Raw genomic sequence first — 14287 nt, 5'->3', positions numbered from 1 at the left:
CCGCACCAACGACCCGCACCACCCCGGACCGACACCTCACCACGGGTCGGGTGACGCGCACCACGCGTCACGTGACAACCTAAGAGCCTCTGAGATCCCCTCTCCCTCGAGGAGCAGTCATGCCCAACAAGCGTCACGCTCGCAAAATGTTCCGGGACGCGCAACGGCTGGCCTCCGCAGGCGACCACCGGACTGCGCTGACCGGATACCACCGCGCCGCCCACGAATACCGCTCCTCTCTCGCCACCCGCGACGACGACACCGCCCGCACCGAACTGGCCGAAACCCTCGGCCACATCGCCCACGCCAACACCCGCCTGTCCAGCCACGACCACGCCGCCACCGCCCTCGCCGAACGCCTCCACCACCTGACCGAACTCGCCCGCCCCAGGCCCGAACTCACCGAAGCCGAACTCGACCTCGCCGAAGCCCACCTGCGCGCCGGACACCTGCTGTCGGCCGCCACCCGCGGCGACAACGCCGTGCGCCCCTACGACCGGCGCGACGCGGCCGACCCGACCCAGCCGGCCTTCGCCCACCTGGCCGCCGCGCTGGCACGCAACGCCCGGATCCTCCACCACGCGGCCGACCCGGACCTGGCGGTCGGCGCGGCCGACCAGGCCGCACGGATGCTGCTGGCCACACCGGGCATCGACACCGACCCCGAACGGCTGGCGTATCTGCGGGAGGTGCTGGGACTCGCCGTCGAACTGCACACCGCCGCGGGCCGCGCCCCGTTCGCGCGATCGGCGGCGCGACTGCTCGCGAAATTCTTCCCCGAGGCCGCCCCGCCCGGGCCCGCCGGCGGCGACGCGCCCTTGACCCTGCGGGCAGCACTGGTCGCCGCGGGACGGCTCGGCGCGTTCACCGACGCCAACCTGATCGACCGGCTCTGCCCGGACCCGGTCTCGCACGCAGCGCCACCGGCGATCTCCGCACGCTGCGACCCCGGACTGGCGCCGGTGGCGCTGCACGCGGTCGTCGGCGCGGTCGAAGCCCTCGGATCCTCGCACTCGGCCGTGGCCTGGCGCATGGCCACCGAGATCCACTACCTGCTCGCCGCGGCCGACAAGCAGGGCGAGCGGAACCTGCGGTTGAACTTCCGCGACCACGGCCCGGTGTGGCTGGCGATGCTCCTGTCCCTCACCGACACGGCCGCGCACCGCCCCGACCTGGCCGCGGACCTGGCGCGGGTACTGGCCCAACTGCTGGAACGGCTGCGGTCCAGGCACGCGGCCGAAGGGCCGCTGGTGAGCGCGGCCACCCGGTTCATCGCCGCGCACCGCCCCGACCGGTGAGACCCGAAAACGCGTTGCCCACCACCGAGGCGCACGCTAGCGTCCGCCAGGTGAACGACGACCCCAAGCAGATCGTGCGCGACGGCTACAACGCCGCCTGGCGGCGATACGAGGAGGCCTTCGACGCCGAGGGCAAGTACGCCGCCGAGCTCGCCGAGCTGACCGCCCGCCTGCCGCGGGGGGCGGCGGTCCTGGACGTCGGCTGCGGCTCGGGCGTGCCGGTCGCCCGCGCGCTGGCCGCCTCGGGCCACCGGGTGACCGGGGTCGACATCAGCGAGCGGCAGATCGACGCCGCCCGCCGGAACGTCCCCGGTGCCGCTTTCGTGCGCGCCGACATCACCTCGCTCGCGTTGCCGGCCGCCGCGTTCGACGCCGTGGCGGCGCTGTACTCGCTGATACACCTGCCGCTGGAGGAGCAGCCGCCGCTGCTGGGCCGCATCGCCGCATCGCTGCGCCCGGGCGGCGCGCTGGTGTGCGCGACCGGGCACGCGGCGTGGACCGGCGGTGAAGCGGACTGGCTGGGCTCGGGCGCGCCGATGTGGTGGAGCCAGGCCGATGCCGCGACCTACCGGGAGTGGATCACCGGGGCGGGACTGGTCGTGGAGCGTGAGGTGTTCGTGCCCGAGGGCGAGGGCGGGCACGCCCTGTTCTGGGCGGCCCGTCCTCGCGCCTAGAGGACGGTGTCGGCGTAGTGGTCCATGGCCTCGCGCAGATAGCGGGCCAGGCCGGTGGCGACCTCGTCGTAGGTGGCGGTGAAGGCCGCGTCGTCGGTGTACAGCGCCGCGAGCCCCTTGTAGGCCTCGCCGGTCGGGGCGGTGCCCCACAGCCGTTCGATGAGGCGGTAGTGGTCGGCGACGATGTCCTGGGCGGCGTCGCAGTCGGCGCCGCGGCCGGCCGCGAGCTGCTCGGCCAGGCGCCGGTGGAGCGCGGCGAACGTCTCGGGGATCGCGGCGCGCTCGGCGGGGCTCATCTGCCGGATGGCCCGGTCGCCGGCGTCGACGACGGCGTCGCCCCAGCGGCGGCGCGCTTCGGCCTCGTATGCGGCTTGCCTGGTGGCGTCGAAGCCTTCGAACCAGGTCTCGGGTTCCATGGTGGTGCCCTCCTCGAGCTGGGTGATGGTGGCATCGACGCTGGCGGCCAGCCGGTCGAGGCGCCGACGCTCCTCGGCGAGCTGGTCGGCGTGGCGGCGCAGGGCCTCGATGGTGTCCAGGCCGCCGTCGAGGATCTCGCCGATGGTCGCCAAGGCGAGGCCCAGGCGCCGCAGCAGCAGGATCTGCTGGAGTCGCAGCAGCTCGGCGTGGCCGTAGCGGCGCAGGCCGCCGTGGCCGGTCTCGGCCGGCTCGAGCAGTCCGATGGCGTCGTAGTGGCGCAGGGTGCGCGCGGAGACGCCGGCCATCTTGGACACGTCGGCGGTCGTCCAGGTCAGCATCGGGATCCTCCCAAGTCGATGTGCCTTCGACGCTAGAAGCTGACGCTACGTCAACCGCAAGTCCATGTTTCAGAGACGCGCGTCATAGGCCGCGACCGCTCGGGCCCGTGGGTCGTTGTACCGGTGGGGCCGGCCAGTGCGGCCCCGGTGAGAGCCCCCCGCTCACGCGGGACAGGAACGCATGTGGCCCCCGGCATCGCCGGGGGCCACATGTTCGTCTCGATGCCTCAGGCGGCGCGGGCGGCGGCCTTGCGGAAGTCGCCGTTGAGCCGGCCGATCACGTCCAGTCCGATCTCCTTGGGGCAGGCGGCCGAGCACTCACCGGTGTTGGTGCAGCCGCCGAAGCCGGCCTCGTCGTGCGCCGCGACCATGCCGAGCACGCGCGTGTGCCGCTCGGGCTGGCCCTGCGGCAGCAGACCCAAGTGGGCGACCTTCGCGGCCATGAACAGCATCCCCGAGCCGTTCGGGCACGCGGCCACGCACGCGCCGCAGCCGATGCACGCCGCGGCCGAGAACGCCGCGTCCGCGTCCTGCTTGGGGATCGGCACCGCATGCGCGTCCGGAGCCGTCCCGGTCGGCGCGGAGATGAACCCGCCGGCCTGGACGATCCGGTCGAACGCGGTCCGGTCGACCACCAGATCCTTGACCACCGGGAACGCCCCGGCCCGCCACGGCTCGATGTCGATCACGTCGCCGTCGCGGTACTTGCGCATGTGCAGCTGGCAGGTCGTGGTGGCCGCCTGCGGGCCGTGCGGCTGCCCGTCGATCACCAGCGAACACGCACCGCAGATGCCCTCGCGGCAGTCGTGGTCGAACGCGACCGGGTCCTCGCCCTCGGCGATGAGCCGTTCGTTGAGCACATCGAGCATCTCCAGGAACGAGGCGTCCTCGGAGACGTCGTCGAGCTCGTACGACACCATCGCGCCCTTGGCTTCGGCGTTGGGCTGACGCCAGATTCGCAAGCGTAGTTTCACTTGTAGCTCCGTTGGGTGGGCTTGACGTATTCGAATTCCAGCGCCTCTTTGTGCAGCACGGGCTCCTCACCGGCGAACTCCCACGCCGCGACGTACGAGAAGTGCTCGTCGTCGCGTTTCGCCTCGCCGTCCTCGGTCTGGGACTCGGCCCGGAAGTGCCCGCCGCACGACTCGGTGCGGTGCAGCGCGTCGATGCACATCAGCTCACCCAGCTCGAAGAAGTCCGCGACCCGCCCGGCCTTCTCCAACTGCTGGTTGAGCTCGGCACCCGTCCCGGGCACCTTCACACGCCGGTAGAACTCGTCCTTGAGACCGCGGATGAGCCCGATGGCCTTGCGCAGACCCTCATCGCTGCGCTCCATGCCGCAGTACTCCCACATGATCTTGCCCAACTCGCGGTGGAAGGAATCCACGGTGCGGTCGCCGTCATTGTTCAAGAAGAACCCGATGCGCTCCTCCACCGACGACCGCGCGGCCGCGACCGCCTCGTGATCGGCCGGGACCTCCTCGAACGGCCCGTCCGCCAGATAGTCCGAGATCGTGTTCGGCAGCACGAAGTACCCGTCCGACAGGCCCTGCATCAGCGCCGAGGCGCCGAGGCGGTTCGCGCCGTGGTCGGAGAAATTCGCCTCACCCGTCACGAACAGGCCCGGAACGTTCGACTGCAGATCGTAGTCGACCCACAACCCGCCCATCGTGTAGTGCACCGCCGGATAGATCCGCATCGGACGCTCATACGGGTTCTCGCCGGTGATCCGCTCGTACATGTCGAACAGGTTCCCGTACTTCGCCTCCACCGCCTCCTTGCCGAGCCGGTCGATCGCGTCCGCGAAGTCCAAATAGACACCCAGACCGCCCGGGCCCACACCGCGGCCCTCGTCGCACACGGCCTTCGCCGCCCGCGAAGCGATGTCCCGCGGCACCAGGTTCCCGAACGCCGGATAACGGCGCTCCAGGTAATAGTCCCGCTCCGCCTCGGGGATCTCCCCCGGCGCACGGTCGTCGCCGCGCTCCTTCGGCACCCACACGCGCCCGTCGTTGCGCAGCGACTCGGACATGAGCGTCAACTTCGACTGGTGCTCACCGGACTGCGGAATACACGTCGGATGGATCTGCGTGTAGCACGGATTCGCGAAGTACGCGCCCTGCCGGTGCGCCCGCCACGAGGCGGTCACATTGCAGCCCTTCGCGTTCGTCGACAAGAAGAACACGTTCCCGTATCCGCCGGTGGCCAGCACCACCGCATCGGCGATCTCAGTGGTGATCTCGCCGGAGACCAGATCACGCACCACGATCCCGCGAGCACGCCCGTCCACGACGACCAGCTCGAGCATCTCGTGCCGCGTGTGCAACGCCACCGTCCCCGCCGCGACCTGGCGCTCCAACGCCTGATACGCCCCCAGCAGCAGCTGCTGACCGGTCTGACCACGGGCGTAGAACGTGCGCGACACCTGCGCGCCGCCGAAGGAACGGTTGTCGAGCAGACCCCCGTACTCACGGGCGAACGGCACACCCTGCGCCACACACTGGTCGATGATCTCCGTCGACACCTCCGCCAGACGGTGCACGTTCGACTCCCGCGAACGAAAATCCCCGCCCTTGACCGTGTCATAGAACAACCGGTGCACACTGTCACCGTCATTGCGATAGTTCTTCGCGGCGTTGATCCCGCCCTGCGCCGCGATCGAATGCGCCCGCCGCGGCGAATCCTGGAAACAGTAATTCGCCACCCGGTACCCCAACTCGCCCAGCGTCGCCGCCGCCGACGCACCGGCCAGACCGGTACCCACCACGATCACCCGCAACTTCCGGCGATTCGACGGGTTCACCAACCGGCCCGAGAAACGCCGCCGCTCCCAGCGCTCACTGATCGGCCCACCAGGCGCCTTCGTGTCGGCGACCGGATCGCCCTCGACGTAATACTCGCTCTCGCTCATGCTCAACTCACCAGCCCGAAAGTCACCGACAAGGGCACGATCGCGAACCCGACGGTGACGACTACGGCGACAGCGAACGCAACCACTTGCGACCGCCTCCGCCACTTGTTGTCCGGCCCCGCAATGGTCTGCACGGCCGACCAGATCCCATGCCGCAGATGAAAGCCCAAGGCGACCACGGCCAGCAGATAGAACACGGTCACCGGCCAACGCTCCGGCGCGAAGCCCTCCACGACCGCCCCATAGGCGTCGGGCACGTCCTTGACCGGGTTCACCGTCCGAAACGTCAGATCCAGCAGATGCCAGACCACGAACGCCAGCAGCGTCACCCCGCCCCACCGCATGGCCCCCGCCGCGTAAGGCGACTCGCCACGCGCACGACGGCGGTGAGCGTACTTCACCGGCCGCGCCCGCCGCGCCCGCCGCACCAGCACCGCACCCGACCAGATGTGCGCCACCGCCGCCCCGATCAGACCGACCCGCAGCACCCACAGCAGCGACTCGTGCGGCAGCAACGGCTCACCGAACGTCCGCAGCCCGTGAGCATAATCGTTCATCGACTCCCGGCCCTCGAAGACGTGCAGGTTACCGGCCATATGGACGACGATGAACCCCACCAGCAGGACACCCGAGACGGCCATCAGCAACTTCAGGCCGATCGAGGACCGCAACCGGGAGGCGCGGCCGGGCCGGGCCGGCGCCTTCGCCGCAGGCGCGGCAGCGCGCGATTTCAAATCCGTAGACACGGAAACCCACGCTAGACGCGACGCACCTCACGAGTCCAATTCATGGACCACCCACGATCCATGCCGCTACGTTATCAACATGCGCCCGCAACAGCTCAACGCCTTCCTCACCGTCGCACAAACCCGTCATTTCACTCAAGCAGCCGAAAACCTCGGTGTGACACAACCATCATTGAGCAAACAAATCCAAGCCCTCGAACACGAACTCGGCGCACCCCTGCTCACCCGCGCCCGCGGCCGCATCGAACTCACCGACATCGGCCACACCCTCCTCGCCCACGCCCGCCGCATCACCGCCGCCCACGAAGCCGCCCACGCCGACATCGACGACATCCTCGCCATCCGCAAAGGCCGCCTCCGCCTCGGCGCCACCCCCAGCCTCTGCTCCTGGCTCATCGCCCCCCTCCTGGTCCGCTACACCGAAACCCACCCCGGCGTCACCGTCACCCTCACCGAAGACGGCTCCGGACCCCTCACCGAACGCCTCACCGCCGGCGACCTCGACCTCGCCTTCACCATCGGCGAAACCCAGACCACCACCGGCCTCGCCATCCAACCCCTCCTCGCCGAAGCCCTCGTCGTCGCCTCATCCGCAGCCCGACCCCCACTCACCCACCAAGCCCACATCGGACTCACCCAACTGCGCGACCAACCCTTCGTCCTCCCCGCACACGGCTACGACCTGCGCAACATCACCGTCACCACCTGCGAAGCCGCCGGATTCACCCCCATCATCGCCGTCGACGGCGGCGCCACCGACGCCGTCGCCAGCCTCGTCGAAGCCGGCCTCGGCATCGCACTGCTCCCCGCCATGATCGCCGCCGCCACCCCCGGCCTGCGGGCCACACCCATCGCCCCACCCGGCGCCGGCCGCACCATCGCGCTGGCGGCCCGCTCGGACATGCCGTTGACGAAGGCGGCCAAGGCGTTCGCGGACACGCTCGAGGAGCACCTGACCGACCTGCACGCGTGGGGGCGCCTGCCCGAGGGGATGCGGACCGTGTTAGGAACCGAACACGGTCCGGTCGAACATGGCGGCGATCTGGCGGGCCGAGGGCGTGCCGGCGTCGGGGTCGGCCCCGGCGCCCAGCAGCACGGTCACGACCTCGCCGTAGTCCTTGAACACGGCCCCGGCCAGCGGCGACTGGTCGCGGTCGTTGCGCTTGTTCACGTCGGCGCCCTTGGCGATCAGGGCCCGGACGGTGTCGGCGTGCCCGTGGTAGGCCGCGAGCATCAGCAGCGAGTCGCCTTCGCCGTTGACCAGGTCGACCGGCACTCCAGTGTCGACGAACCGGATGAGCCGGGCGCTCTCGCCCTGCCTTGCCAGATCGAAGGCGGCCTCGGCGATCTGTCGGAAATCATCGTCCTCACTCATGTCGGACAGCTTGACACAGCCGCATTCGGGCGACAGACGTATCGCAGTTCTAACGGTTACCCGACACTTCGGCGTCGGGACGCGGGCTGTACTGGGGATTCACCCGGTGAGGTGTCAAGACGGGTATTGACATCGCTACAGCTTCATGGCAAAGATGGACCACGGGCGCGAGCCGGTCGGGGTGCTGACTACAGCTCGAGGGTCGCGCCGTATCGGTGGGAGACGAAAACGGTGAGGACTCGCGCATGAACGAGCCGAAAATCCTGGGGCAGTTCCAACTGGAACACCGCACCATCCAAGTCAGCGGCGACGACGCCTCCGGTGGCACCGTCTGGCTTCAGCGCGTCCATCCAGACCCGCCCATGGCACTCGGCTGCGTGGTCGAGCTCGACACCGCGACGCCCCGCCTGCGCCTGTACCGGGCCGAATGGCCCGACCGCCTCCGGGAGGAGGCCAAAGAGCGCACCGTGGAGGTCTGGAAGGCCTCACGCACGCCCTGACGCCAACGCCCGCACCACGCCCGCCGCCTTCGCCTCCGCCTCGGCCACCTCGGCGGAAGGGTCCGAACGCCAGGTGATGCCGCCGCCGGCCCACACATGGACCGACTCGCCGTCGAGCGCGACGGTGCGGATCGTCAAGCCCAGGCGCAGCCGCTCGCCCGAGCGGAACCCGAGCGCGCCCATGGACGGCCCGCGCCCCACCGGTTCGAGACCGCCGACCAGATCGAGCATCGCCAGTTTCGGCGTGCCCGTGACCGACCCGGGCGGACACATCGCCCGCAGCAGCTCGGCCGTACCGGTCCCCTCGACGAGCCGGCACGAGACCGTCGACTCCGCCTGCCACAGCTCGTCCCAGCGGCGTACCGTGAACAGGCCGTCGACCTCGACCGTGCCGGGCACCGCCACCCGCGCCAGATCATTGCGCTCGAGATCGACGATCATGACGTGCTCGGCCCGCTCCTTGACCGAAGCGAGCAGTCGGTCGCGACCGGCCGGCGTCGCCGCAGCGGTGCCTTTGATCGGCCGAGTGGCGGCCGTGGCACGGTCGGCCTCCAGGAAGCACTCCGGCGAGCCGGAGGCGACCATCCAATCCGCTCCGGCGATGACCCCGCCCCAAGCGGCCCCGCCCACACCGCGGACGGCCTCGGCCGCCGACGCCGGATCGCCCGACCACCGCGCCTGGCGATGCCCCACAACGCACGCCTGGTAGACGTCACCGCGGCCGATGGCCTCCTGGACGGCGGCGACGGCCTTGGCGTGGTCGGCCCTCGACCACGACCGCCGCCACGGACCGACCGCGAATCGCCCTGCCGCCGCCCGCCGGCGCTCGGGCCCGTGGACATAGGCGATGAGCGCGATGTCGGGAACGGCCGGCACCGGACTCGGCGGACCGGTCGCGCCACCGATCATGGCCGCCCCGGCCGCGGCGGAGACCAAGACGGCGACCCCGCAGACCGAGCCGTCCCGGCCGGTATGGTCCGCCTCGTAGCGTTCGCAGAAGTCCGCGACGACCGCCGCCGGATCGCCCGCCTCGCCCAGGCGCCACTCCAGCCGGTCCACCTCGACCAGCCGGTCACGGCAGCGGGCATCGACCCCAGGCGGGGCCGGGCGCACAGCGGAGAACATCGGCATTGACCAAGTGTGAGCGAGCCTCGGCCCGGCCGCCACTCGCGCCGGGACTCCCGTGCGTCAGTTCACGAGGTTGTCCCGCAGCGCACCCATCAGGCCACCCGAGGAAGGCGCATCGAGATAGGACCCGTTCGCGGCCGTGGCGATCCGCTGGAGGTAGTCGGTGTTCGCGTTCCCGAAGCCGACGGTGTAGACCGACACCGACGACTGAACGGCCGCATCCGACAGGGCCTGCTCGGTCTCCTCGATCGTCGGCAGGCTCTCCGAATCACTGCCCCCGTTGGTCAGCACCACGATCGCGTTGTCCGCCCCCTCGATCGCGTGCTCGCTCATATACGCGTACGCGGCCGTCACCGTGTCGAACAGCGGCGAACCGCCCTCGTACGGGGCATGCTCCGAAATCGAATACAGCGCGCCCGTCAACGACTCCTTGTTGTCCGAGGACATCTCGGCCGGCTCGGACACGACCCGCAACGGGCCCTCGTCGCCGGCGCCGACCCCGAACTCGGCCAAGCCCGCCCGCGAGCCCGACCCGAGCTCGCCCACGAACGCGACCGCGAGACGGATCGCGGCGACCGACGCCTCGACCGTCTCACCGCCGTACTCGACCAGCTCACCGGCCGCGAACGACGAGCGGTCGACCACGATCAGCACATTCCAGTCCTGCCGCAGCTCATACCAGCGCCGCATCGCATCCCGCACCGTCTCACCGGTGATCACCCGCTCGACCTCCGCACCCGCTTCGACCGGCGAGATCCCCGCGTCCTCGAACGCCGACAACGACGCCGCAGTCTGCAGGAAACCACCGAACATCGAGGCGATCCGCGCATCGGACGGCGACACCCATCCGGCCCCGTCCAGCACCACATACGGGTAGACGGCGTTCAGCTCCGAGCCAGAGGGGGTGATCGGCACCATCTGGTGATCCAGCTCCGACTCCTCGTTGAACTCCTCGACCTGATAGTCCAACGCGGTGAACACGTCGGCGAACGCGGCCGGATCCTCGGCTTCCAGGTAGGCGCTGAACAGCTCATCGGCGCTGTCGGCGACCTGACCGAGGTTGAGCGCCTCGCTATAGCGGGTCATCGCCTCCGAGCTGACCCCGCCGGCGCCGTCGCTGACGGCGTTCAGCATCGAATGAAGCCCTTCGGTGGAGGTGCGGGGATTCACCGCGGCGAGCCGCACGTCCTCCGCCAACGCCGCGTCCAAGATCGCCGACCACGACGGCGGCTGACCCCCGAGCCAACCCAGCTCCTGCGCCCTCGGCTCGGGCACCGCCAGAACGGTCTTCGACTCGCCGAGCAACACCGGATCGGACGAGAAGTAGTCGGCGGTGACCTCGGTGCCGGTGACCCACTCGGGCCACACGTCCGAGTCGGGGACCCACGCGATCGGGCGCCGGCCGTGCGAGACGGTGTCCCACTCGCCGGTGAGGCCGCGCGAGGCCTCGACCGCGGGGACGTCCTGGATGTTCACACCCACGCAGCGGCCGTCGACCTCGGGCTCCTGCGCCTCCCACTCGCGCGCGAGATCCTCCAGGGACCCGGCGATGTTCCCCGCTGCCGCCACCTGCACCTTGTAGACGTCACCGCCGCAGCCGGCGCGAAGCAGCGTCACGAACCCGGCGGTCAAGGCCGAAGCGACGAGCACGCACACCAGCGTGATGAAGATCCACGGCGCCACCGGCAGCTTCGACCCGCCCTTCTTGCGTCGCCGCCCGGTGCGGTGAGACTTCACTGCGCGCGTGTGCCCGAAAACCATCTGCTTCTCTCCTGGGGGAACCGTCGGCAGCCAGTGTAGAGGCCGCGCCTAAGAGCAGCGCAGACCAGCCTCCCCCACCGGCGTGTGCGCGGTTCAACCGCCGTAGGCCTCGATCGGCGGGCACGTGCACGCCAGGTTCCGGTCCCCCCAAGCGTTGTCGATGCGCCCCACCGGAGGCCAGTACTTCGCTGCCGAGACCCCCGCCGGCCAGGCGCCCTCCGCGCGGCTGTACGCCCGGTCCCACGCTTCGGCGGTGGCCGCCTCGGCGGTGTGGGGCGCGGCGCGCAGCGCGGCATCGGCCACGTCCACCTCGCCGGCGGCGATGGCGTCGATCTCGGCGCGGATCGCGATCATCGCCTCGCAGAACCGGTCGAGTTCGGCCAAATCCTCCGACTCGGTCGGCTCGACCATCAGCGTCCCGGCCACCGGAAACGACATCGTCGGCGCGTGGAAGCCGTAGTCGATCAGCCGCTTGGCGACGTCTTCGACGGTGACGCCGGTCCGCTTGGTCACCTCGCGCAGGTCGAGGATGCACTCGTGCGCCACCAGACCGTGCTCGCCGGTGTACAGCACCGGATACGAGCCCCGCAGCCGCGCGGCGATGTAGTTGGCCGCCAGCACCGCCGACGCCGTCGCCGCCCGCACCCCGTCCGGGCCCATCATCCGCAGATACATCCACGGGATCTGCAGGATCCCCGCCGACCCCCACCGGGCCTGCGAGACCGGGCCGACCCGGCCCGGCTCCGCGGCCATCGGATCGGAGGGCAGATACGGAGCCAAGTGCTCGGCCACCGCCACCGGCCCGACACCCGGACCGCCGCCGCCGTGCGGGATGCAGAACGTCTTGTGCAGGTTCAGGTGCGACACGTCGGCGCCGAACCGGCCCGGCTTGGCCCAACCCAGCAGCGCGTTCAGGTTCGCGCCGTCGACGTACACCTGACCGCCCGCGTCGTGGACCTTCCCGCACACCTCCACGATCGACGACTCGTACACCCCGTGCGTCGACGGGTAGGTGACCATCAGCGCCGCCAGCGACGCGGCGTTCGCCTCGATCTTCGCGTCCAAGTCGGCCAGGTCGATGTTCCCGGCCTCATCGCAGGCGACCACCACCACGCGCATCCCGGCGAGCACCGCCGAGGCCGCGTTCGTGCCGTGCGCCGAGGCCGGGATGAGGCACACGTCCCGGCCGCCCTCGCCGCGGTCCTCCTGCCACGCCTTGATGGCCAGCAGCCCGGCCAGCTCCCCCTGCGAGCCGGCGTTGGGCTGGACCGAGACGGCCGCGTAACCGCACACGTCCGCGAGCCAACCCTCGAGCTGGTCGATCAGGCGACGCCACCCGGCGGTCTGCTCGGCCGGCGCCAGCGGATGGACGTCGGCGAAGGCGGGCCAGGAGATCGGCTCCATCTCGGCGGCGGCGTTGAGCTTCATGGTGCACGACCCGAGCGGGATCATGCCGCGGTCCAGGCCGTAATCGGCGTCGGCGAGGCGCTTGAGATAGCGCATCATCGCCGTCTCCGAGTGGTGGGCCGAGAACACCGGGTGGGTCAACACCGCGCTCTCGCGGCGCAGCGGGCCGGGAATCGCCGCAGCGACCTCACCGGCCAGCTGCGCGCCGAAGGCCTCGCACACGATCCGCAGATCGGCCTCGGTCGTGGTCTCATCGCAGGCGACGGCCACATGGTCGGCGTCGACACGGCGCAGATTGACCCCGTACGCGGCGGCCGAAGCCACCACGGTGTCGGCCCGGCCGGGGGCCGCGGCGACGACGGTGTCGAAGAAAGCCTCGTGCGCGACCGCGATCCCCGCCTCCCGCAGCGACGCGGCCAGACGGGCCGCCCTGCCGGCGACCTCCTCGGCGATGCCCTTGAGGCCCGCAGGGCCGTGCCAGACGGCATACGAGGCCGCCACGACGGCCGGAAGCACTTGAGCGGTGCAGATATTGCTGGTGGCCCTCTCCCGGCGGATGTGCTGCTCGCGCGCCTGAAGCGCCAAACGCAGCGCCGGAGCGCCGCTCGCGTCGCGCGAGACACCGACCAGCCGGCCCGGCAACTGGCGCTGCAGACCCTCGCGCACCGACATGTAGCCCGCGTGCGGCCCCCCGAAGCCCATCGGCATCCCGAACCGCTGCGTCGACCCGACCGCGATGTCCGCGCCGAACTCACCGGGCGCCTTCACCAACGCCAGCGCGAGCAGATCAGCGGCGACCGCCACCGTCGCGCCCCGCTCGTGGGCCGCCTCGACCACGGACGACCAGTCGCGGATATCGCCATCGGCCCCCGGATACTGCAGCAGCAGACCGAACATCGCCTGGGGCAGATTCGCCGGCTCGGCGCAGTCGGCGACGACCAGTTCGATCCCCACCGGCTCGGCGCGGGTCCGCAGCACCGCGAGCGTCTGCGGCAGCACGCGTTCGTCGACCACGAACACCTCCGAGGCCCCTCGCCCATCCGATCGACGACTCGCGGCCTTCGCCGAGGGCGCGGCGCGGCGCGCCAAGAGCATGGCCTCGGCCGCGGCGGTGGCCTCATCGAGCAGGCTCGCTCCCGCCACCGGCAGGCCGGTGAGGTCGCTGACCACCGTCTGAAAGTTCAGCAGCGCCTCCAGACGGCCTTGGCTGATCTCCGCCTGGTACGGCGTGTACGCCGTGTACCAGGACGGGTTCTCCACGACATTGCGCCGGATGACGGCTGGAGTATGGGTGCCGTAGTAGCCCAGCCCGATCATCGAACGCATGGGCCGGTTGGTCTCGGCGATGGCCCGCAGCTCGGCCTGCGCTTCGGACTCCGAGACCGCCGAGGGCAGCGCCAGGCCCTCACCGGTGCGAATCAGCTCGGGCATGCACGCGTCCATGAGCGCTTCGACGCTCGGCAGGCCGACGGCCTTGAGCATCGTGTCGCGGTCGGCGTCGCTGGTGCCGATGTGGCGCGCGGCGAAAGAACGGTCAGTCACGGGGGTCCTCCGGTGACAGTCGACGGCAATTGCAGTCCCCTCGTCTGTCACCGGTGGATAACCGGCTTCAGAGCGGCCAATCCCGGGCGGTCCTGGTACCTGAGAGTTTTAGCGAGGGACTTGCCCCTTCGGTGCCGTGGAGCGCAAGTGGCCCACGATCTCTCCCGCCCGGTTTTCCGGCTCTGCGCCC

Annotated in this window: 11 protein-coding genes, 1 pseudogene and 1 riboswitch; of the genes and pseudogenes, 4 read left to right on the top strand and 8 right to left on the bottom strand. The window is 70.6% G+C overall.

Annotated elements, in window-relative coordinates; all coding sequences use genetic code 11:
• The first annotated feature begins 119 nt into the window (after positions 1-119).
• On the top strand, positions 120-1298 hold the full coding sequence (locus ACYVK3_RS11520) for a hypothetical protein (protein WP_460497453.1): 1179 nt from the start codon (positions 120-122) through the stop codon (positions 1296-1298).
• A gap of 50 nt (positions 1299-1348) precedes the next feature.
• Positions 1349-1972, top strand: a complete 624-nt coding sequence (locus ACYVK3_RS11515; RefSeq protein ID WP_460497452.1) for a class I SAM-dependent methyltransferase — start codon at positions 1349-1351, stop codon at positions 1970-1972.
• Here the strand turns inward: ACYVK3_RS11515 and ACYVK3_RS11510 are convergent.
• The 4 genes from ACYVK3_RS11510 to ACYVK3_RS11495 all read right to left on the bottom strand — a co-directional run bounded on the left by ACYVK3_RS11510 (position 1969) and on the right by ACYVK3_RS11495 (position 6279).
• Positions 1969-2727, bottom strand: coding sequence for a MerR family transcriptional regulator (locus ACYVK3_RS11510; protein ID WP_460497451.1), 759 nt, complete (start codon positions 2725-2727; stop codon positions 1969-1971). The two genes, ACYVK3_RS11515 and ACYVK3_RS11510, sit on opposite strands and share 4 nt — an antisense overlap.
• A gap of 227 nt (positions 2728-2954) precedes the next feature.
• On the bottom strand, positions 2955-3701 hold the full coding sequence (locus ACYVK3_RS11505) for a succinate dehydrogenase/fumarate reductase iron-sulfur subunit (protein WP_460497450.1): 747 nt from the start codon (positions 3699-3701) through the stop codon (positions 2955-2957).
• Positions 3698-5638 carry a fumarate reductase/succinate dehydrogenase flavoprotein subunit gene (locus ACYVK3_RS11500; RefSeq protein WP_460497472.1) on the bottom strand — a complete coding sequence of 647 codons (1941 nt, stop codon included), beginning with the start codon at positions 5636-5638 and terminating at the stop codon, positions 3698-3700. The genes ACYVK3_RS11505 and ACYVK3_RS11500 overlap by 4 nt, the downstream gene beginning before the upstream one ends.
• Positions 5639-5640: 2 nt before the next feature.
• Positions 5641-6279: a succinate dehydrogenase cytochrome b subunit gene (locus tag ACYVK3_RS11495; RefSeq protein ID WP_460497449.1), complete on the bottom strand. Its 639-nt coding sequence runs from the start codon at positions 6277-6279 to the stop codon at positions 5641-5643.
• Here ACYVK3_RS11495 and ACYVK3_RS11490 point away from each other — a divergent pair.
• Positions 6245-7327 (top strand): annotated as a pseudogene (locus tag ACYVK3_RS11490) (LysR family transcriptional regulator); the annotation flags it as partial. The gene ACYVK3_RS11495 and the pseudogene ACYVK3_RS11490 sit on opposite strands and share 35 nt — an antisense overlap.
• Positions 7328-7387: 60 nt before the next feature.
• On the opposite strand, the gene ACYVK3_RS11485 reads toward ACYVK3_RS11490, so the two are convergent.
• Entirely contained in the window at positions 7388-7759 is a 372-nt protein-coding gene (locus ACYVK3_RS11485; RefSeq protein WP_460497471.1) for an ankyrin repeat domain-containing protein, read from the bottom strand.
• A gap of 245 nt (positions 7760-8004) precedes the next feature.
• Here ACYVK3_RS11485 and ACYVK3_RS11480 point away from each other — a divergent pair, with 245 nt between their 5' ends.
• Positions 8005-8259, top strand: a complete 255-nt coding sequence (locus ACYVK3_RS11480; RefSeq protein ID WP_460497448.1) for a hypothetical protein — start codon at positions 8005-8007, stop codon at positions 8257-8259.
• On the opposite strand, the gene ACYVK3_RS11475 is transcribed toward ACYVK3_RS11480, so the two are convergent.
• The 3 genes from ACYVK3_RS11475 to gcvP all read right to left on the bottom strand — a co-directional run bounded on the left by ACYVK3_RS11475 (position 8245) and on the right by gcvP (position 14097).
• On the bottom strand, positions 8245-9390 hold the full coding sequence (locus ACYVK3_RS11475; protein WP_460497447.1) for a chorismate-binding protein: 1146 nt from the start codon (positions 9388-9390) through the stop codon (positions 8245-8247). The two genes, ACYVK3_RS11480 and ACYVK3_RS11475, sit on opposite strands and share 15 nt — an antisense overlap.
• A gap of 57 nt (positions 9391-9447) precedes the next feature.
• The gene (locus ACYVK3_RS11470; protein WP_460497446.1) at positions 9448-11124 is read right to left on the bottom strand and encodes a vWA domain-containing protein; all 1677 of its coding nucleotides are present in this window, start codon (positions 11122-11124) and stop codon (positions 9448-9450) included.
• 117 nt (positions 11125-11241) lie between these two features.
• A complete protein-coding gene (gene gcvP, locus ACYVK3_RS11465) occupies positions 11242-14097 on the bottom strand; it encodes an aminomethyl-transferring glycine dehydrogenase (protein WP_460497445.1) in 2856 nt (951 codons plus the stop codon).
• A 77-nt stretch (positions 14098-14174) separates the two neighbouring features.
• Positions 14175-14274, bottom strand: a riboswitch (glycine riboswitch).
• Positions 14275-14287 lie beyond the last annotated feature (13 nt).

It is taken from the genome of Glycomyces tarimensis, from assembly GCF_054776215.1.
This window is presented reverse-complemented; position numbering and strand designations above follow the sequence as displayed.

Excerpts from the sequence above, each read along its gene's own strand:
- ACYVK3_RS11520 (WP_460497453.1), top strand. The coding sequence starts at position 120 with ATGCCCAACAAGCGTCACGCTCGCAAAATGTTCCGGGACGCGCAACGG.
- ACYVK3_RS11510 (WP_460497451.1), bottom strand. The coding sequence starts at position 2,727 with ATGCTGACCTGGACGACCGCCGACGTGTCCAAGATGGCCGGCGTCTCC.
- ACYVK3_RS11500 (WP_460497472.1), bottom strand. The coding sequence starts at position 5,638 with ATGAGCGAGAGCGAGTATTACGTCGAGGGCGATCCGGTCGCCGACACG.
- ACYVK3_RS11495 (WP_460497449.1), bottom strand. The coding sequence starts at position 6,279 with ATGGCCGTCTCGGGTGTCCTGCTGGTGGGGTTCATCGTCGTCCATATG.
- ACYVK3_RS11485 (WP_460497471.1), bottom strand. The coding sequence starts at position 7,759 with ATGAGTGAGGACGATGATTTCCGACAGATCGCCGAGGCCGCCTTCGAT.
- ACYVK3_RS11480 (WP_460497448.1), top strand. The coding sequence starts at position 8,005 with ATGAACGAGCCGAAAATCCTGGGGCAGTTCCAACTGGAACACCGCACC.
- ACYVK3_RS11475 (WP_460497447.1), bottom strand. The coding sequence starts at position 9,390 with ATGCCGATGTTCTCCGCTGTGCGCCCGGCCCCGCCTGGGGTCGATGCC.